The following is a 19,118-nucleotide window of genomic DNA, read 5'->3' as shown; positions in this document are numbered from 1 at the left end:
CCGGCTTCGCCGGGCCTCAGGTGTCGCCCCCGGTAGGGGGCTGGCGCAGCGGACACGAAGTGCCGCGCAGCCTGGGGGCGAGCCCTGATCAGTGGGCGTCGAGCAGCTCGACGTCGAACTTCAGGGTGGCGTTCGGGGGGATCACGCCGCCGGCGCCGCGGGCACCGTAGCCCAGCGATGCGGGAATGATCAGCGTGCGCTTGCCGCCGATCTTCATGCCGGCGACGCCTTCGTCCCAGCCCTTGATGACCTGGCCGGCGCCCAGCGAGAACGCGAAGGGGTCGTTGCGGTCGCGGCTGGAGTCGAACTTGGCGCCTTGCGTGCCGTCGTTGTAGAGCCAGCCGGTGTAGTGCACGTGCACGTGCTGGCCGGCCTTGGCTTCGGTGCCGGTGCCGACTTCGGTGTCTTCGTATTGCAGGCCGGAGGGGGTGGTGGGCATGGGAAACGCTCCTTGCGTCGATGTGAGATCAATGGATCGAAGGCGCGGAGTTTACCGAGGCCGGGCAGGGCGACCTGTCGTCCTTCAGGTCTGGCTGGTGTCGTCGGAGGGCGGCGCGGGTGTGGTAGCAGGGGCTGCCACAGGGGCGGGAGCGGGTGCGGCTGCTGGCGAAGCTGCGGCGGCTGGTGCCGGGGCTGCTGCCTTCTTGAGCTGCCCCAGTTGCCACTTGCCTGCGAAGGCCTGCAGGTCGGACAGGCGCTTGAGCAGGTCCTGTCCGCTCAGCGTGAGGCTGTAGCCGTCGCTGCCGTGGCCGACGATGCCGGCCTCGCGCAGTTCCTTGATGCGGGTGTTGAGCGTGTTGGGAGTGATGCCGCCCACGCTGTCCTGCAGCAGCCGGAAGGTCTGCGCATGGCCATCGCGCAGGGCCCAGAGCACGCGCAGTGCATAACGGGCTTCGAGCAGGGCGAGCAGCTGGCTGACGGCTGCGTTTTCCTTGGTACTCATCGACATCATCTCCTCGAAGCTGGGCGGGCCGTCGACCTTGGGGCAGGGCGATGCTTCGCGTTCTTGTGGTGGGTTACGGACCGTTTCGTTGGCCGGCGACTATAGCGCAAATGATGAGGATGCTACTAGTTTTATAGCTGCCAGGGCATACTGCATGCGGGTTGTGAGGCAAAGCCTCACAAGTTGGCGTAGTCGGCCATGGCTTCGCCCAGCCGGATCGCGCGGCCTGGCGACCACGCCGGGTTGAAGGCCAGCGCAGGCGCCGGGAAGAGCATGACCACTGTCGAGCCGAGCAAGAAACGGCCCATCTCGTCGCCCTTGCGGATGTCGATCTGCCGGTCGTTGTAGCTCCACTCGCGCAGTTCGCCCACGCGCGGCGGATTGACCACGCCGTGCCACACGGTGGCCATGCTGCCGACGATGGTGGCACCCACCAGCACCAGCACGAAGGGCCCGTGCGCCGATTCGAAGACGCATACCACGCGCTCGTTGCGTGCGAACAGGCCGGGCACGCCGCGCGCCGTGGTCGGGTTCACCGAGAACAGGTCGCCCGGCACATGGATCATGCGCACCAGCCGCCCGTCGCAGGGCATGTGGATGCGGTGGTAGTCCTTCGGGCTCAGGTAGAGCGTCGCGAAGCTGCCGTGCGCGAACTTCGCGGCCAGCGCGGCGTCGCCGCCGACCAGCGCGGTGGTCGTGTAGTCGTGGCCCTTGGCCTGGAAGATCTGGTCGCCGCGGATCGCGCCGAACTGGCTGATCGCGCCGTCCACGGGGCAGACCAGGTCTGCCTGTGCGAGCGGCCGCGCGCCGGGCTTGAGCGCGCGCGTGAAGAACTGGTTGAAGCTCTTGTAGTGGTGGATGTCCGACTCGAGCGCCTCGCCCATGTCCACGCCGTACTTGGCCACGAAGCGCCGGATGATCCACGTCGTGACGGCGCCCCGTTCCTTGCCCGCGACCCAGCCGGCGAAATTGGTCAGGGCCTGCTTGGGGAACAGGTATTGGGGCAGTACTGCGGAGCGGTCGGACACGTGGGAGAAGCCTGGAATGCGGAATCGGAAGGGCATTCTATAAAGCGCTTCTCCCCGGGAACGTAGGAAGCTTCCCTTGGTTCGCGTCCCGCCGTCAGTCGGCCTTGATCCCCGCGGCCTTGATCACCTGCGCCCACTTTTCCACTTCGGCCTTCTGGAACGCCGCGATCTGCGCGGTGCTCAGGTCGGCCGGCTCCATGCCGAAGCTCTTGAGCTTGTCCTGCATCTCGGGCGCGGAGAGGATCTTGCGGATCTCGGTGTGCAGCCGGTCGACCACCGGTGCCGGCGTGCCCGCGGGCACGAAGATCGCCTGCCATGACACGACCTCGAAGTCCTGCAGGCCGGGCACGCCCGACTCGGCCACCGTCGGCACGTCCGGCATCGAGGCCAGCCGCTTCGACGAGGTGACCGCGATGGCGCGCAGCTTGCCGCTCTGGATGTGAGGGCCGGCGACCACCGTGGTGTCGAACATCATGTCGACCTGCCCGCCGATCACGTCCTGGATTGCCGGGCCGCTGCCCTTGTACGGAATGTGCGTGAACTTCACGCCCGACTTGAAGGCCATCAGTTCCAGCGCGAGGTGCTGCGAGGTGCCCGTGCCGGCCGAGGCCGACGAGAGCCCGCCGGCCTTGGCCTTGCTGGCTGCGATCACGTCCTTCAGTGTCTTGTACGGGCTTGCCTGGTTCACCACCAGCACCACCGGGTTGGTGCCGATCAGCGTCACCGGCGCGAACGACTTCTGCGGGTCGTAGCCCAGCTTGGGATACAGGCTCACGTTGATCGCGTGCGAGCTGATCGTGCCGCCGACCATCGTGAAGCCGTCGGGCGCGGCGCGCGAACCGACCTCCGAGCCCACGCTGCCGCCGGCGCCGCCCTTGTTGTCGATGATCACGCTCGTGCCCAGCACGGGGCCGAGCTTCTGCCCGATCAGGCGGGCCAGCACGTCGGTGGTGCCGCCGGCGGGAAAGGGCACGAGGTAGGTGATGGCCTTGCCCGTCGGCCAGTTGCCGCCGCCCTGCGCGAAGGCGGCCGGAAGGCCGGCGGCGAGGGAAGAGGCGAGGGCGGTGCGAATGAGTGTGCGGCGTTGCATGCAGGTGTCTCCTTGTGATGGGTGGTGCGGGGCCGTCAGGGCATGTCGACGATCTCGATCCAGTTCGGGTTCTTGCCGACGTCCAGGTGCTGGGGCCTGCCCAGCGCGCCGGTGGCGGCGTCGATGGCGTAGAGCGAGATGCCGTGCGATTCCTGTCCCGCGGCGATGAGATAGCGCCCGCTGGAGTCGATGGCGAAGCCGCGCGGCACCTTCTCGGTCGGGGTCTGGCCCAGCGGCTGCAGTTGTCCCGTGGCGGCATCGACCTTGAACGCCGACAGCGTGCTCGAGGTGCGCTCCGACGCGTACAGGTAGCGCCCGTCGGGCGTCAGGTGCAGGTCGGCGGCCCAGGGCTTGCCGGTGAAGCCGGCGGGCAGCGTGGTCGTGCTCTGTTCGAGCTTGAGCGTGCCGCGCGCCGCGTCCCATGCGAACACGTGCAGGGCGGCGTCGAGCTCGTCCAGCAGATAGACGTGGCGCTGCGCCTTGTCCCAGATGAAGTGGCGCGGGCCCGATTTCGTGGATGTGGTCGTCAGCGGCGGATCGTTGGGCGACAGCAGGCCCTTCTCGGCGTCGAAGCGCCAGCTCGACACGTTGTCGCCGCCCAGGCTGGTGGCCAGCACGAAGCGGTTGCTGGCGTCCGCGTGGATCGCGTGCGCGTTGGGCCCGGTCTGGATCAATTGATGGACGGGGCCCGCGGCGCCGTCCTTGCCGATGGAATTGACCGTGATCTTGCCGCCTTGGTAGGAGGCCGCGAAGAGCCACTTGCCGCTCGCGTCCAGGTCGATGTTGGCCATGCTGTCGGCCAGCGGCGCCTCGCCGAGCTTCTGCAGCTTGCCGGTGGCGCCGTCGATCGACAGCGAGGCCACGCGAAACGGCTGCGAGCGCAGCGCGGCATACAGCACGCGCTTGTCGTGGCTCACCACCATCGGCATCACCGTGCCGCCGACGTTCAGCGTCTGCACCGGCTTGAGTGCGCCCTGGGCGCGGTCGAGCTCGAGCACGGAGATTTCCTGGCTGTCCGCGTTGGACACGTAGACCCAGGTGGCGGCCGAGGCGGGGCCGATGGCGGCCAGCCACAGCAGCGATGCGATGGTTTTTCTTTTCATGGTTCGCGGTTCAGGGTTTGATGTTCAGTTTGGTGATGAGCTGCTTGAAGTAGACGTTGTCCTTGGCCAGCGTCTCCTTGAACACGGCGCCGTCGGTGTAGACGTAGCCCAGGTTCTGCTTGTCCATCACCTCGTGCATCAGCGGCTCGGCGGCGGTCTTCGCCGTCATCTCGCGCAGCTTCGCCATCACTTCGGGCGGTGTGTTCTTCGGCGCGCCGAGGCCGCGCCAGGTGCCGATCGACAGATCGATGCCGCGTTCCTTGGCGGTGGGCACCTTCTCGAAGCCCTTCACGCGCTTGTCGGCCATCACCATCAGCACCTTGAGCTTGCCGCCCTGCACATGCGTGGTGACTTCGGCCGGGCTCACCGCCACGGCCTCGATGTGTCCGCCGAGCAGCGCCAGCACCGCCGGCGCCGCGCCCTGGAACGGGATGTGGCCGAACTTCGCGCCGGTCTTGTCTTCGAGCGCCGCGGCGGCAAGGTGCCAGATCGAGCCGTTGCCCGAGTTGCCCACGCGCACGCCCTCGGGCGACTTCTTCGCGGCCGCCAGGAACTCCTCGATGGTGTTCCACGGCGCGTCGGCCTTCACGGTGATCGCCGCCGGATCGGCGTTGAGCTGCGCGATCGGCTGGAAGTCGTCGTAGTTGAACTTGGCAAGGCCCAGGTGCGGCAGCGTCAGCAGCTCGACCGTGAGCACCGCGAGCTTGTAGCCGTCGGGCTTGGCGTTGATCACTTCCGTCCAGCCGATGGCGCCGCCAGCGCCGGGGCGGTTGACGATCACGATGCTCTGCGAGATGTGCTTGCGGCTCGCCTCGGAAAAAGCGCGTGCCAGGCCATCGGTCCCGCCGCCGGGCTGGTAGGGCACCAGCAGCTCGATCGGACGGTTCGGAAAATCGGCCTGCGCCGCGGCCGGCGTGGCCAGCCCGAGCGAAAGAGCCGCCGTGGCCGAGAGGGCGGCGATGCCGCGAACAAGCTGGATTCTTCTCATGATGTCGTCGTCTCCGTTGTTGATCCGATCCGGGGCCTCGCGCAAGGCCTCCTCGTGTTCTTCGTGCGTGCCTCAGGGCATGTACTGGCCGCCGTTCACCTCGATCACCTGCCCCGTGACGTAGCCGGAGAGCTGCTCCGACGCCAGGTACAGGAAGGCGCCGACGCATTCCTCGGGCACGCCGATGCGGCCCATCGGAATGCCGGCGCGGAAGTTCTCCAGCATCGCCGGCGTCGAGAAGCGGTCCTGGAACGGCGTCTGGATCACGCCGGGCGCCACGGCATTCACGCGGATGCGGTCGCCCACCAGCTCCTTCGCGAGCCCGTGCGTCGCCGTGCTCACGAAGCCCTTCGAGCCCGCGTACAAATAGGCGGCTGGCCCGCCGCCGGTGCGTGCCGCGACCGAGGTCACGTTGATGATGTTGCCGCCGCCCTGCGCGCGCATCAGCGGCACCACCTCGCGGCAGTAGGCGAGCACCGAGCGCGCGTTGATGTGCATCACCTCGTCGAACAGCGCGTCGTCGAACTCGGCGATCGGCACGCGCTTGACCAGGCTGCCGGCGTTGTTGACGAGCACGTCGATGCGCCCCAGCTGCGCCGCGGCCTGCTTCACGCATTCGCGGATTGCGGCCGTGTCGCGCACGTCGGCCTTCAGCGCGAAGGCGGTGCCGCCGGCCGCGCGGATGGTGTCGACCACCCCGTTCGCCGCATCGGCCGAGCTGTTGTAGTGCACCGCCACGCGCATGCCGCGCGCCGCAAAGGCGACGGCCACCGCGGCGCCGATGCCGGTGCTGGCGCCGGTGACGAGCGCTGTCTTGTCCTTGAGATCTTCCATGTCTTTGCTCCGTGCGAAGGGATCAGGTCACGGGTGCCGGGTTGAACAGCACCAGCGCGTTGTGCAGCTTCCAGTGCTCGGCCCATGTTTTCTTGCGGCCGCTGGCCACGTCGAGCATCAGGCGGAACAGCTCCCAGCCCACGTCCTCGATGCTGGCCTCGCCGTCGGCGATGCGGCCTGCGTTCACGTCCATCAGGTCGTGCCAGCGGCGCGCGAGGTCGCTGCGCGTGGCGACCTTGATCACCGGTACCTCGGCCAGCCCGTAGGGCGTGCCGCGGCCGGTGGTGAACACGTGCAGGTTGATGCCGGCCGCCAGCTGCAGCGTGCCGCAGATGAAATCGCTGGCCGGCGTGGCGGTGTAGATCAGGCCCTTCTGCGCTGCCTTCTCGCCGGGCGCGAGCACGCCGGTGATGGGCGCCGAGCCCGACTTGACGATGGAGCCCATCGCCTTCTCGACGATGTTCGACAGGCCGCCCTTCTTGTTGCCCGGCGTGGTGTTGGCGCTGCGGTCGACGCGGCCCTTCTGCAGGTAGGCGTCGTACCAGGCCATCTCGCGGATCATGGCCTCGGCCACCTCGGGTGTGGACGCGCGCGAGGTGAGTTGGTCGATGCCGTCGCGCACCTCGGTCGTTTCCGAGAACATCACGGTGGCGCCCGCGCGCACCAGCAGGTCGGTGCAGAAGCCCACGGCGGGGTTGGCGGTGACGCCCGAGAAGGCGTCGCTGCCGCCGCACTGGACGCCCACCACCAGTTCGCTGGCGGGCACGGTTTCGCGCCTGCGCCTGTTGAGCCGCGCGAGGTGCTCGTCGGCCTGGCGCATGACCGAGTCGATCATCGACATGAAGCCGACATGCTCGTCGTCCTGCAGGCAGACCACGTCGAGCTCTGCCGCACCGCCGCCGGCATCGCCGCGCTTGTCGACGATGGGAATGCTTCCCGGCGGCAGCAGCCGTTCGGGCTGCAGCTTCTCGCAGCCCAGGCTCACCACCATCACCTCGCCGCCGAAGTTCGGATTGAGGCTGATGTTGCGCAGCGTGCGGATCGGCACGATGGCATCCGGCGCATCGATGGCCACGCCGCAGCCGTAGCTGTGCTCCAGCGCCACCACGTCGTCGACGTTCGGGTACCTGGGCAGCAGCTCGGCCTTGATGCGCTGCACCGCGAAGTCGGTCACGCCGGCCACGCACTGCACCGTCTGCGTGATCGCGAGGATGTTGCGCGTGCCCACCGAGCCGTCGGCGTTGCGGTAGCCCTCGAAGGTGTAGCCCTCCAGCGGGGGCAGGGCGGGGGGCTTGACCGTGGCGATGGGCAGGCCGTCGAGTCCGGGCGCCACCGGCATGCGCATTACGCGCTCGTGCACCCAGCTGCCGCGCGGCAGTGCTTTCTGTGCATAGCCGATCACCACGTTGTAGCGCACGATGGCCGCGCCCTCGGCCAGGTCGGACAGGGCCACCTTGTGACCCTGGGGCACGTTGTCCACCAGCACCAGGCCGTCGGCGAACGAGGTGCCGGCCTTCAGGCCGCCGTCGTTCGCGACGATGGCCACGTTGTCGTTGGCGTGGATGCGGATGTAGAGCGGCGAGGCTCCGGAGGCAGCATTGCTCATCGTGAGGACCTTTGTTGCTTACAGCACCTTGTGGCCGGTCAGCATCGTGGGCAGCCAGGTGGAGAAGGCCGGCACGTAGGTCACCAGGGTGATGGCGATGAAGATCGCCAGATAGTAGGGCCAGGCGGTTTTCGTCGCCTCCCCGATGGATATCTTGCCGATCGCGCAGCCGATGAACTGCACCGTGCCCACCGGCGGGTGCACCAGGCCCAGCGCGCAGTTCAGCAGCAGCATCATCCCGAACTGCACCGGGCCCACGCCCATCTGGATGGCCAGCGGCAGGAACAGCGGCGTCGTGATCAGGATGTGCGCCGCCATGTCCAGGAAGATGCCCAGGAAGATCTGGATGATGTTGATGTACAGCAGCATCAGCCAGGGACTGGAGGTCGCGGCCAGCAGCACGGTCTCGATGGCGTCCGGGATCTCCAGGTAGGCCATCTGGTAGCGCAGCATGTTCGACACGCCGATCAGCAACAGGATCACGCCGGTGGTCTTCGACGCCTTGGCCAGCGACTTGAAGAGCTTCTCGCGCGTCATCGTGCGGTAGGCCACCACCGTGAGCAGCAGCGAATACGTCACCGCGATGGCCGCCGCCTCGGTGGCCGTTGCCACGCCCTTCATCACGCACACCAGGATGATCACGATCACCATCAGGCCGGGAATCGCAGCCAGGAAGGTCTTGGCCACCATGCCCCAGCCGGGGAAGCGCTCGACCATCGTGCTGCCGTCGGTGCGCTTCGGGTAGCCATGCTTGGCGGCCTGCCAGTAGGCGGCCACCAGCATGCACACCATGATCCAGAACACCGGGATCAGCCCCGCGAACATCAGGTCGCCGATGGACACGCCCTTGATGATGTGCCCGTCGATGGTGCCCACCGCGGCCTGCGCTGCGAAGGCGTAGATGATCATGTTGTGCGAGGTCGGCATCAGCGCACCTGAGAGCGAGGCGTGCGTCGTCACGTTCACCGCATACGCCGCGCTGTAGCCCTCGCGCTTCATGATCGGGATCATCACGCCGCCCATGGCCGAGGTGTCGGCCACGGGGGAGCCGGAGACGCCGCCGAACAGCGTCGATGCCACCACGTTGGCCAGGCCCAGGCCGCCCTTCCAATGGCCGACGAGGCTGCGCGCGAAGGCGACGATCTTGTCGGCGATGCCGCCGTGCAGCATCAGTTCGCCCGAGAAGATGAAGAAAGGAATGGCCAGGAACGAGAACACGTTCATGCCCGACACCATCATCTGGATGGCGGTCTCGAACGGCAGGCCCTCGTAGGCAAAGGTGGCCAGGCAGCTCAGCCCGATGGCGAAGGCCACCGGCATGCCGAGCAGCAGGAAGAGCACGAAGCTCAGCGACAGCACTGTCAATGCCATGATGGAACGACCTTCTGGTCTGTGAACTGAGCCGCCAGGTGCTCGAGGGAGAAGAGGGTGATCAGCACCCCCGCAAAGAGAATCGGCACGTAGCGCACGGCCTCGGACATGCCCAGCGTGGGAATGGTCGACTCGCGTGTGGACACGGCCATCTCGGCACCGCCCGCGATCAATGCGATGGCGAAACCGATGGTCAGCACATAGACAAGCGCCTTGCACCAGAACTGCGCCTTGGGCGGCAGTACCTTCACCAGCGAATCGAGGCCGATGTGGCCGGCGTCGCGCACGCCGGCGGAAGCGCCGAACATGGCGACCGAGATCACCAGCAGCAGCGCGACCTGCTCCACGTACGGCGGGGCGTCATTGAAGACGTAGCGCAGCACCACGCCGTAGACGACGACTGCGAGCAGGCCGACAAGGCACACGCAGGCGATGTACATCGCCCAGCGCGAAAGCCGTGCGTTCAGATGGGTCAGCAAATGCATTTGGAAGTCCTGCCTTGCCCCCTCCCTCCGAAAGGTGAGGGAGAGAAGCCGTGGGCGTCATTTCGTGTTGACGATTTCCTGCACCAGCGCCTTCAGCTCCGGCGTGGTGGCGAACTTGTCCCACACCGGCTTCTCGGCATCGACGAAGCCCTTGCGGTCGATATCGGCGGCGGCCACGACTTTCGCGCCGCCCTTGATGACGGCCGCCTTGGCGTCCTTCTCGCGCGGCTCCCACAGCTTCACGTAGTAGGGCACCGAGTCCTTCGCGGCCTTGCGGATCGCGGCCTGTTCTTCCTTGCTCAGCGTGTCCCAGATCTTCTTGGAGAACACCAGCACTTCGGGCGTCATGACGTGCATGGTCTCGGAGTAGACCGGCGCGGCCTCGAAGTGCTTGGCTTCGTCGTACGAGGGGTAGTTGTTCTCGGCGGCGTCCACCAGGCCGGTCTTCAGGCCGGTGTAGACCTCGGCGATGGGCATCGGCGTGGGCGAGGCGCCGGTGGCGCTCACCAGGCTCACCATCAGGTCGGAGGGCTGCACGCGGATCTTCAGGCCCTTCATGTCGGCCACTGTCTTGATCGGCTTCTTGGCGTAGACCGAGCGCGCGCCGCTTTCATACATGCACAGGCCGATGAAGCCGGCCTTCTCGAACGCGGCCAGCACCTTGTCGCCGGTCGGTCCGTACATGGCCTTGCGGAAATGCTCGATGTCGCGGAACAGGAAGGGCAGCGACGGAATCACCGACTCCGGCACGATGCCGTGGAACGAGGCGCTGCTCACGCGCACCATGTCCAGCGCGCCGATCTTCACCTGCTCGACCGTGTCCTTCTCCGAGCCCAGCGAACTGTCGGCGAAGATCTTGATGTTGTCCTTGCCGCCCGTGGCCTTCGACAGCTCATCGCCCATGAACTTCACCGCCTGGTTGGTGGGAAAGTCCTTGGCGTGCACTTCGGCGGAGCGGAAGGTTCGTGCCATGGCGGCGTTCGATACCGTGAGGGCGACCAGGCCGATCGCGATCAGGCCCGACAGCTTCTTCATTTGTAGTGATTTCATTCTTGATAGCTCCTCGGTGGATGAAAAGAAAACGCAGTGGATGAACAACAGGGTCAGATGCCGAAAGCGGGCTCCGCGAGGCCCTTCGCACCGGGCCGCAGCGCGAACACGCCGCCGGCCAGCGGCTGGTCCGAAAGGTCGGTGCCGCCGGGACGGATGGAGGTGACGAAGAGGGTGTCGAGGTCCGGGCCGCCGAAGGCGCACATGGCGGGCTTCTTCACCGGTACTTCGAGCGAGCGATCGAGCCGGCCGTCGGGCGTGAAGCGGTGCACCAGGCCGGCGTCGTTGCCGCAGATCCAGTAGCAGCCGTCGGTGTCCATGGCGGCGCCGTCGGGACGGCCGGGCAGGGGCTTCATGTCGATGAACAGGCGGCGGTTGGTGGGCGTGCCGGTGTCCGTGTCGTAGTCGAAGGCCCAGACGGCTTGTACGCCGGGGTGCGAGTCCGAGAGGTACATCGTGCGGCCGTCCGGGCTGAAGGCCAGGCCGTTGGGCACGATGAGATCGCCGAGGCGCTCAGCGGCGTTGTCGCTGCCCTTGCCGTAGCGGTAGAGGCGGCCGATGCGCGCGCCGGCCGCCATGTCGAGCAGCATCGTGCCGGCCCAGAAGCGGCCCTGTCGGTCGCAGCGGCCGTCGTTGAAGCGCATGGCCGGTGCCGCGTGCGCGACGGGGGCGAGCGGGCTGGCGGCCAACGTGCCATCGGTCTGCGGCTTCAGCGAGAACAGGCCGCTTTCCATGCCGGCGATCCATTCGCCGGGAACGTCGGCGCGCGGCGCGATGCAGGCGATCATTTCGTTCGCCGTCCATTGCGTGTGGCCTTCGCTCGCGTGCCAGCGGTTCAGTGTGCGCGCCGGAATGTCGACCCAGTACAGCGCCTGCTGCCCGCCATGCCACACCGGGCTTTCGCCGGTGCCGTTGCGCGCGTCAAGAACCAGTTCAGCTTGCATCGCCGAAGGGGCCTTGCGCGGTGAAGGCGCCGCCCTGGTAGATGGCGTTCGGGTCGGTGGGGGCGACAGGTGGTTGTGCCTCGACCTTGTCTCGGAACACCTCCGAGCTGTCTTGCGGCACGAAGCCCAGGTGCGCGGCCGCGCTGTTGTCCCACCACACGTCGCGGTTGTTCGACATGCCGTAGACCACCGTGTGCTTCACGTCCGGCGTGAACAGCGATTTCTCGATCAGCGTCGTCAGGTCGCGATAGCTGAGCCAGGTGCTCATCATGCGGCGGTTGGCGGGCTCCGGGAACGAGGAGCCGATGCGGATGCTCACGGTCTCGATGCCCCAGCGGTCGAAGTAGAACTGCGCCATGTCCTCGCCGAAGGATTTCGACAGGCCGTAGTAGCCGTCGGGCCGGCGCACGGCGTGCGCGTCGATGTGTTCGCTCTGCTTGTAGAAGCCGATCACGTGGTTCGAACTCGCGAACACCACGCGCTTCACGCCGTGGCGGCGCGCCGCTTCGTAGACATTGAACACGCCCTTGATGTTGGCTTCGAGGATTTCCTCGAACGGGCGCTCCACCGACACGCCGCCCAGGTGGACGATGGCGTCGCAGCCTTCGACCAGCGCATGCACTGCCGCCTTGTCCGAGAGGTCGCAGGGCACGACTTCCTCGCTCGCGTCCACGGCTGGCGAAAGCGAAGCGATGTCCGACAGGCGCAGCGTGCCGGCAAAGGGCTTGAGCCGCTCGCGCAGCACCTTGCCGAGTCCGCCGGCCGCGCCGGTCAGGAGGAGGCGGTTCATCTTCTTGTCTGTCATCGTTGCGCGTCCATACATTCAGGAGTCATGGTTTCCGAGGGCCCGCCGTCACGGTGCTTTGCTGAAAGCGGCCGGTACGATGCCGACGGAGCAAAGTCAAAGGGCTGCATGTCGGTGCCGTGGAAGCCGAAAGCCGCAGGCGAAATGGCCGGCGGCGCCAGGAGATGTGAATCGAGTTATCTGTTGTCGTACAACTAGTTGGAGATTATCATCGTGGCCATGGCTCAGTCGACTGCGGGTAATCCCTTGGAATCACAAGCGCCAGCGGAAACGGCGTCTGCCGCTTCGGCTGCGGGAGCCGCTTTCGTGGGGCGCCCGCGCCAGCGCGCACGCGGCCTCGCGCATGGGCTGGTGGAAGACCTGGGCGAAAAAATCCGCAGCCAGTCGCTGCGCCCGGGCGACAAGCTGCCGACCGAGTCGGCCATCATGCAGGCTTATGGCGTGAGCCGCACCGTGGTGCGCGAGGCGCTGTCGAAGCTGCAGGCCGGCGGGCTGGTCGAGACGCTGCACGGCGTGGGCACCTTCGTGCTGCAGCCGCGGGCGGGCGGGGTGTTTCGCCTCGATCCCGGGGAGATTGCCGCATCGGTCGACGTGCTGGCCGTGCTGGAGCTGCGCATCAGCCTGGAGACCGAGTCGGCCGGCCTTGCTGCGAGCCGCCGCACCGACGAGCAGTTGGTTGCCATGCGCCAGGCGCTCGACGATTTCGAGCGCAACGTGGTCGTGGCGGGCGACACCGTGGGGCCGGACTTCCGCTTCCACCTGCAGATCGCCGAGTCGACCGGCAACCCCTATTTCGCGGACATCATGCGGCACCTGGGCACCACGCTCATTCCGCGTACGCGTATCAGCGCCATCCGCACGCACGAGGGTGGCGCGCCCTATCTGAACCGGGTCAACCGCGAGCACGAGGAGATCTACGCGGCCATCGCGCGGCGCGATCCCGAGTCGGCGCGCGCGGCCATGCGCATCCACCTGACCAACAGCCGCGAGCGGCTGCGCCTGGCGCAGGAGGCCGCGCAGCAGAAGGCGAAGGCCGATGCGGCCGCAGGCACGGCCGCGCCGTCGTCCGACGACACTCCCTCCAGCTGAATTTTTCTTGCCGGCCAGGCTGGACAAGTTGTTTTTCTGGTTGTACGATGACTGATAACTCGCTCGGGCACGGGCGAAGCCATGACGAACCATCGAACAACTGGAGGCAGCATGACCATCAACCGGCGCGGCGCACTCGGTGCCGCACTCGCCACCACCCTGGCCGCCAACCTGCCGCTGAGCGCCATCGCGCAGGGCGCGCAGCAGGGCGGGGGCGGCAACTGGCCCTCGAAGCCGATCCGCATCATCGTCCCGTACCCGCCGGGAGGCTCGTCCGACATCATTGCGCGGTCCATCAGCCAGCCGCTGTCGGAGGCGCTGGGCCAGTCGGTGATCATCGACAACAAGGCCGGCGCCAACGGCAACCTCGGCGCCGACCTGCTGGCCAAGGCACCGGCCGACGGCTACACGCTGATGCTGTGCGACCTCGGCGCGCTGGCCATCAGCCCGTCGCTGTATCCCAAGCTGCCTTTCGATCCGTCGAAGGACCTGCGCAGCGTTTCCATGCTGGCCTACTCGCCGCACCTGCTGGTGGTGCATCCCTCGGTGCAGGCGAACACGCTGAAGGAACTGGTCGAGCTCTCGAAGAAAAGCGATCTCAACTTCGCCGTGACCGCCAGCGGCAGCACCGCGCACCTGGCCGGCATCGAGCTGCAGCGCAAGGTCGGCGCCAAGTGGGAATACGTGCCCTACAAGGGCGGCGTGCAGGCGGTGCTCGACACCGTGTCGGGCCAGACGCAGGTGCTGATGAACGGCATGCTCGCCACCTATCCACAGGTGCAGTCCGGCAAGCTCAAGCTGATCGCCGTGTCGAAAGCCACGCGCATGCCGCTGATCGGCAGCGTGCCGACCATCGCGGAGCAGGGCGTCCCCGGCTACGAGTCGGGCACCTGGCAGGGCGTTGTCGCGGCGCGCGGCGTGCCCGACGCGGTGATCGCCCGGCTCAACAAGGAACTGGTGCGCATCATCCGCACGCCCGACATCCGCGCGCGCCTCGCGGGGCAGGGCGCAGAGGTCGTGACCATGACCGCGCCCGAGCAGGACCAGTTCTTCGCCAAGGAGCGCGCGCGCTGGGCGCAAGTCATCAAAGAGGCCAACGTCAGGCTCGACTAGTCATGTCTGCCCCCCGGCTCTTCACTCGCTTCGCTCCGTGTAATTCGCCACCCCCCGAGGGTGGGGCGCGGCCCGCCTTGGGGCGACCTGGCGGCAGCCGCATCGCCGCCCTTTGAATCTTCTTCATTTTTCAAAAACTTCACTGGACTCTTCCCGATGAACCCGCAAGAACTCAAGACCATCATGGGCTCCGGCCTGCTCTCGTTTCCGCTGACCGACTTCGACAGCAACGGCGACTTCAACAAGAAGGGCTACGTCGAACGCCTCGAATGGCTCGCTCCCTACGGCGCGAGCGCTCTGTTCGCGGCCGGCGGCACGGGCGAGTTCTTCTCGCTGACTGGCGACGAGTACCCCGGCATCATCCAGACGGCTGTCGACACCTGCCGCGGCGTGGTGCCGATCATTGCCGGCGCCGGCGGCCCCACGCGCTTCGCCATCCAGTGCGCGCAAGCCGCCGAGAAGGCTGGCGCGCACGGCATCCTGCTGCTGCCGCACTACCTCACCGAAGCCGGCCAGGAAGGCCTGGCCGCGCACGTCGAGGCCGTGTGCAAGAGCGTGAAGTTCGGCGTGATCGTCTACAACCGCGCCACCAGCCGCCTGAAACCCGACACGCTCGCCGGCCTGGCCGAGCGCAACCCGAATCTCGTCGGCTTCAAGGACGGCATCGGCGACATCGAGGCCATGGTCGCCATCTACCAGAAGATGGGCGACCGCTTCGCCTACCTGGGCGGCCTGCCTACGGCCGAGGTCTATGCCGCTGCCTACAAGGCAATGGGCACGCCGGTGTATTCGTCGGCCGTCTTCAACTTCATTCCGAAGACCGCCATGGACTTCTACAAGGCCGTGGCCGCCGACGACCTGCCGACGCAGCACCGCCTGCTGAAGAACTTCTTCATGCCGTACCTCGAACTGCGCAACCGCACGCCGGGCTATGCCGTGAGCATCGTGAAGGCCGGCGCCAAGATCGTCGGCCACGACGCGGGCCCCGTGCGAGCGCCGCTCACCGACCTGAAGCCCGCCGAGATGGAACAACTCAAGGCGCTGATCGACGCGCTCGGCCCGCAGTAAGCCGGCAAGCCGTCGAACACGAACAACAACACGGAGACAAGGCAATGTTCCTCAAGAAGCTCTTCCTGATTGCCGCCGCGGCGGCCGCGTTCTCAGGGTGCTCGATGATGCCGGCGGGCAATGCGGCATCGGCCTCGCCCGAAGTGGCAGCCGCCGCCGAGCGCCTGCGCATTGCGATGATCGATCCGACCGCCGCCGCGCTCGGTGCACTGGTGGCCGACGACCTGAGCTATGGCCACTCGAGCGGCAAGGTCGACACCAAGGCCAGCTTCATCGGCGACCTGGTGGACGGCAAGTCGGACTTCGTGGCCATCACGATCACCGACCAGACCATCAAGGTGGTCGACGGCCAGACTGCCATCGTGCGCCACACGCTCGCGGCCGACACCAACGATTCGGGCAAGCCAGGCAAGGTGGCGCTGAAGATCCTCGGCGTCTGGCAGAAGCAGGGCGGAAGCTGGAAGCTGCTCGCCCGCCAGGCCGTGAGGATCTAATGCTCCCCAGGCTTCGCGCACACCCTTGCCGGAGCAACACCAGCGGCCCCGGCAGAGCCGGTCCCCCGGTGTTTCCCGAAGGGGTCGGCATGGTTTTGGATTGATTCGAAAATGACATCTTCAGATTCCACTTCTCCCGTCACCGGTGCCCCCGTCGTCACCGGCATGCGCGTGATTCCCGTCGCGGGCCACGACAGCATGCTGATGAACCTCAGCGGCGCGCACGGTCCGTTCTTCACGCGCAACCTGCTGATCCTGACCGACAGCGCCGGCCACACCGGCGTCGGCGAAGTGCCGGGCGGCGAGAAGATCCGCCAGACGCTCGAAGACGCGCGCGGCCTCATCGTCGGCCAGCCCATCGGCCGCCACAACGCCGTGCTCAACAGCATGCGCAGCGCCTTCGCCAACCGCGACAGCGGCGGCCGCGGCCTGCAGACCTTCGACCTGCGCGTGACCATCCATGCGGTCACCGCCGTCGAGGCTGCGCTGCTCGATCTGCTGGGCCAGTTCCTCGAAGTGCCCGTCGCGGCATTGCTTGGCGAAGGCCAGCAGCGCGATGCGGTGCAGATGCTCGGCTACCTCTTCTATGTGGGCGACCGCAACAAGACCGACCTGCCGTACGAAAGCGACCCCGGCGCCGACAACGACTGGTTCCGCCTGCGCCATGAAGAAGCCATGACGCCCGAGGCCATCGTGCGCCTCGCCGAGGCCACGCATGCGCGCTATGGTTTCACCGATTTCAAGCTCAAGGGCGGCGTGCTGCGCGGCGAGGAAGAAGTCGAGGCCATCCGCGCGCTGCACGAGCGCTTTCCGCAGGCGCGCGTCACGCTCGACCCGAACGGCGGCTGGCTGCTCGCCGACGCGATTCGCCTGTGCCGCGACCTGCACGGCGTAATGGCCTATGCCGAAGACCCGTGCGGCGCCGAAGGCGTGTTCTCGGGCCGCGAGGTGATGGCCGAGTTCCGCCGCGCCACCGGCCTGCCGACCGCCACCAACATGGTGGCCACCGACTGGCGCGAGATGGTGCACAGCCTGTCGCTGCAGTCGGTCGACATTCCGCTGGCCGATCCGCACTTCTGGACCCTGCAGGGCTCGGTGCGCGTGGCGCAGCTGTGCCAGGCCTGGGGCCTGACCTGGGGCTCGCATTCGAACAACCACTTCGACGTGTCGCTCGCCATGTTCACGCATGTGGCGGCCGCGGCGCCGGGCAAGGTCACCGCGATCGACACGCACTGGATCTGGCAGGACGGCCAGCACCTGACGAAAGAGCCGCTGCAGATCGAAGGCGGCTTCGTGAAGGTGCCCACGCGCGGCGGCTTGGGCGTGGAACTCGACATGGATGAAGTCGAGAAGGCGCACCAGCTCTACCTGAAGCACGGCCTGGGCGCGCGCAACGACGCGCAGGCGATGCAATACTTGATTCCGGGATGGACTTTCGACAACAAAAAACCTTGCATGGTCCGTTGAAGGTTTAGTCTCCCGTTTCCATTTCCGCAGCCGGACACCCAGTGCTCCGGCTTCTTTCTTTCCATCGAGCAGCAAGGAACCCCTCATGCAAAACTTCGACAACCTGATCGGCGGCGAATGGCGTGCCGGCGCAAGCTACAGCCCCAACCTCAACCCCAGCAACCTGTCCGACGTGCTCGGCCAGTACACGCAGGGCGACGCGTCGCACGTCGAGGCGGCCGTGGCTGCCGCCACCGCCGCCTTCCCGGCCTGGGCCACGGGCAGCATCCAGGCGCGCTCCGATGCGCTCGACAAGATCGGTACCGAAATCCTCGCGCGCAAGGAAGAACTCGGCACGCTGCTGGCCCGTGAAGAAGGCAAAACCCGCGCCGAAGGCATCGGCGAAGCCACGCGCGCGGGCCAGATCTTCAAGTTCTTCGCCGGCGAATGCCTGCGCCTGTCGGGCGAGGTGCTGCCTTCGGTGCGGCCCAACATCGGCGTGGAGATCACGCGCGAGCCGGTCGGCGTGGTCGGCCTCATCACGCCGTGGAACTTCCCCATCGCCATCCCGGCCTGGAAGATCGCGCCTGCGCTCGCTTTCGGCAACTGCGTGGTCCTGAAGCCTGCCGACCTCGTGCCCGGCTGCGCCTGGGCGCTGGCCGAGATCATCAGCCGCTCGGGCATCCCGGCCGGCGTGTTCAACCTCGTGATGGGCCGCGGCAGCGTGATCGGTAACGCGCTGGTCAACCACCCCGGCATCCATGCGATCAGCTTCACGGGCTCGGTCGGCGTGGGCCGCAACATCGCCGTGCAGTGCGTCACCAACCACAAGAAGGTGCAGCTCGAAATGGGCGGCAAGAACCCGCAGGTGATCCTGGACGACGCCGATCTCGCGCAGGCCGTGGAGCTCAGCGTGCAGAGCGCCTTCTACTCGACCGGCCAGCGCTGCACCGCGTCCAGCCGCCTGATCGTGACCGAAGGCATCTACCCCAAGTTCATCGAGGCGATGAAGGCGCGCATGGCCAAGATCAAGGTCGGCGATGCGCTCGCGCAGGGCACCGACATCGGCCCCGTCTCGTCCAAGTCGCAGCTCGACCAGGACATGGAATACGTTGCCATCGGCAAGGGCGAGGGCGCCACGCTGGCTGCCGGCGGCGAGCTGCTGAAGCTGGAGACCGACGGCTACTACATGTCGCCCGCGCTCTTCAGCGAATCGGCCGCGGCCATGCGCATCAACAAGGAAGAGATCTTCGGGCCGGTCGCGAGCGTGATCCGCGTGAAGAACTACGAAGAGGCGCTGGCAACGGCCAACGACACAGAGTTCGGCCTCTCGGCGGGCATTGCGACCACGAGCCTGAAGTACGCCACGCACTTCAAGCGCCACAGCCAGGCGGGCATGGTGATGGTCAACCTGCCGACGGCTGGCGTCGACTACCACGTGCCGTTCGGCGGCCGCAAGGGTTCGAGCTATGGTCCGCGCGAGCAGGGCAAGTATGCGCAGGAGTTCTTCACCACTGTGAAGACGGCTTACACACTGGCCTGATCCTTTGGTCGTGGGTGGCTCTGGGCACGCTGTCGTGTTCGGGGTGCGCTCACGCCGACGGGGGACTCTGCTCCGCGAATGTCCCCCGGCCTTCGGCCTCCTCCTTTATTTCGCTGCG

General features: G+C 67.0%; 18 protein-coding genes and 1 pseudogene. 6 read left to right on the top strand and 13 right to left on the bottom strand.

Annotated features, from left to right (window positions below; translation table 11 throughout):
- Positions 1–88: 88 nt before the first annotated feature.
- From PMI12_RS20930 to PMI12_RS20870, 13 genes and pseudogenes are all read right to left on the bottom strand, one after another.
- A complete protein-coding gene (locus PMI12_RS20930; RefSeq protein WP_007836448.1) occupies positions 89–439 on the bottom strand; it encodes an FKBP-type peptidyl-prolyl cis-trans isomerase in 351 nt (116 codons plus the stop codon).
- A gap of 201 nt (positions 440–640) precedes the next feature.
- A pseudogene (locus tag PMI12_RS20925) lies at positions 641–943 on the bottom strand (winged helix-turn-helix transcriptional regulator); the annotation flags it as partial.
- A 176-nt stretch (positions 944–1,119) separates the two neighbouring features.
- Positions 1,120–1,971 (bottom strand): archaetidylserine decarboxylase, encoded by an 852-nt coding sequence (gene asd / locus PMI12_RS20920; RefSeq protein WP_042673904.1) that lies wholly within the window; start codon positions 1,969–1,971, stop codon positions 1,120–1,122.
- A 94-nt stretch (positions 1,972–2,065) separates the two neighbouring features.
- A complete protein-coding gene (locus PMI12_RS20915) occupies positions 2,066–3,061 on the bottom strand; it encodes a Bug family tripartite tricarboxylate transporter substrate binding protein (RefSeq protein WP_007836441.1) in 996 nt (331 codons plus the stop codon).
- Between the two features lie 35 nt (positions 3,062–3,096).
- Positions 3,097–4,164, bottom strand: a complete 1,068-nt coding sequence (locus PMI12_RS20910) for a lactonase family protein (RefSeq protein ID WP_007836439.1) — start codon at positions 4,162–4,164, stop codon at positions 3,097–3,099.
- A 10-nt stretch (positions 4,165–4,174) separates the two neighbouring features.
- The gene (locus PMI12_RS20905) at positions 4,175–5,152 is read right to left on the bottom strand and encodes a Bug family tripartite tricarboxylate transporter substrate binding protein (protein ID WP_042673906.1); all 978 of its coding nucleotides are present in this window, start codon (positions 5,150–5,152) and stop codon (positions 4,175–4,177) included.
- Positions 5,153–5,224: 72 nt separating this feature from the next.
- Entirely contained in the window at positions 5,225–5,986 is a 762-nt protein-coding gene (locus PMI12_RS20900; RefSeq protein WP_007836436.1) for an SDR family NAD(P)-dependent oxidoreductase, read from the bottom strand.
- Between the two features lie 22 nt (positions 5,987–6,008).
- The gene (gene garD / locus PMI12_RS20895) at positions 6,009–7,592 is read right to left on the bottom strand and encodes a galactarate dehydratase (RefSeq protein WP_007836434.1); all 1,584 of its coding nucleotides are present in this window, start codon (positions 7,590–7,592) and stop codon (positions 6,009–6,011) included.
- A gap of 18 nt (positions 7,593–7,610) precedes the next feature.
- Positions 7,611–8,963, bottom strand: coding sequence for a TRAP transporter large permease (locus PMI12_RS20890; RefSeq protein ID WP_007836432.1), 1,353 nt, complete (start codon positions 8,961–8,963; stop codon positions 7,611–7,613).
- A complete protein-coding gene (locus PMI12_RS20885) occupies positions 8,954–9,448 on the bottom strand; it encodes a TRAP transporter small permease (RefSeq protein WP_007836430.1) in 495 nt (164 codons plus the stop codon). Before PMI12_RS20885 ends, PMI12_RS20890 begins: the two co-directional genes overlap by 10 nt.
- Positions 9,449–9,505: 57 nt before the next feature.
- A complete protein-coding gene (locus tag PMI12_RS20880) occupies positions 9,506–10,498 on the bottom strand; it encodes a TRAP transporter substrate-binding protein (protein ID WP_007836428.1) in 993 nt (330 codons plus the stop codon).
- Between the two features lie 53 nt (positions 10,499–10,551).
- The gene (locus tag PMI12_RS20875) at positions 10,552–11,442 is read right to left on the bottom strand and encodes an SMP-30/gluconolactonase/LRE family protein (RefSeq protein WP_007836426.1); all 891 of its coding nucleotides are present in this window, start codon (positions 11,440–11,442) and stop codon (positions 10,552–10,554) included.
- Positions 11,432–12,247, bottom strand: a complete 816-nt coding sequence (locus PMI12_RS20870; protein WP_007836424.1) for an NAD-dependent epimerase/dehydratase family protein — start codon at positions 12,245–12,247, stop codon at positions 11,432–11,434. Before PMI12_RS20870 ends, PMI12_RS20875 begins: the two co-directional genes overlap by 11 nt.
- A gap of 219 nt (positions 12,248–12,466) precedes the next feature.
- Between PMI12_RS20870 and PMI12_RS20865 the strand changes: the two genes are divergently transcribed.
- The 6 genes from PMI12_RS20865 to PMI12_RS20840 all read left to right on the top strand — a co-directional run bounded on the left by PMI12_RS20865 (position 12,467) and on the right by PMI12_RS20840 (position 19,000).
- A complete protein-coding gene (locus PMI12_RS20865; protein WP_042673905.1) occupies positions 12,467–13,336 on the top strand; it encodes a FadR/GntR family transcriptional regulator in 870 nt (289 codons plus the stop codon).
- 111 nt (positions 13,337–13,447) lie between these two features.
- The gene (locus PMI12_RS20860) at positions 13,448–14,449 is read left to right on the top strand and encodes a Bug family tripartite tricarboxylate transporter substrate binding protein (protein ID WP_007836418.1); all 1,002 of its coding nucleotides are present in this window, start codon (positions 13,448–13,450) and stop codon (positions 14,447–14,449) included.
- A 156-nt stretch (positions 14,450–14,605) separates the two neighbouring features.
- Positions 14,606–15,517, top strand: a complete 912-nt coding sequence (kdgD, locus tag PMI12_RS20855) for a 5-dehydro-4-deoxyglucarate dehydratase (RefSeq protein WP_007836417.1) — start codon at positions 14,606–14,608, stop codon at positions 15,515–15,517.
- 44 nt (positions 15,518–15,561) lie between these two features.
- Positions 15,562–16,011, top strand: a complete 450-nt coding sequence (locus PMI12_RS20850; RefSeq protein ID WP_007836415.1) for a nuclear transport factor 2 family protein — start codon at positions 15,562–15,564, stop codon at positions 16,009–16,011.
- Positions 16,012–16,122: 111 nt separating this feature from the next.
- Positions 16,123–17,478 carry a glucarate dehydratase gene (gene gudD / locus PMI12_RS20845; protein ID WP_042673902.1) on the top strand — a complete coding sequence of 452 codons (1,356 nt, stop codon included), beginning with the start codon at positions 16,123–16,125 and terminating at the stop codon, positions 17,476–17,478.
- Positions 17,479–17,563: 85 nt separating this feature from the next.
- Positions 17,564–19,000, top strand: a complete 1,437-nt coding sequence (locus tag PMI12_RS20840; protein ID WP_007836411.1) for an aldehyde dehydrogenase family protein — start codon at positions 17,564–17,566, stop codon at positions 18,998–19,000.
- Positions 19,001–19,118 lie beyond the last annotated feature (118 nt).

This window comes from Variovorax sp. CF313, from assembly GCF_000282635.1.
Lineage (GTDB): Bacteria > Pseudomonadota > Gammaproteobacteria > Burkholderiales > Burkholderiaceae_C > Variovorax.
Note: the sequence above shows the minus strand (reverse complement) of the source record. Positions and strands in the feature narration are given on the sequence as shown.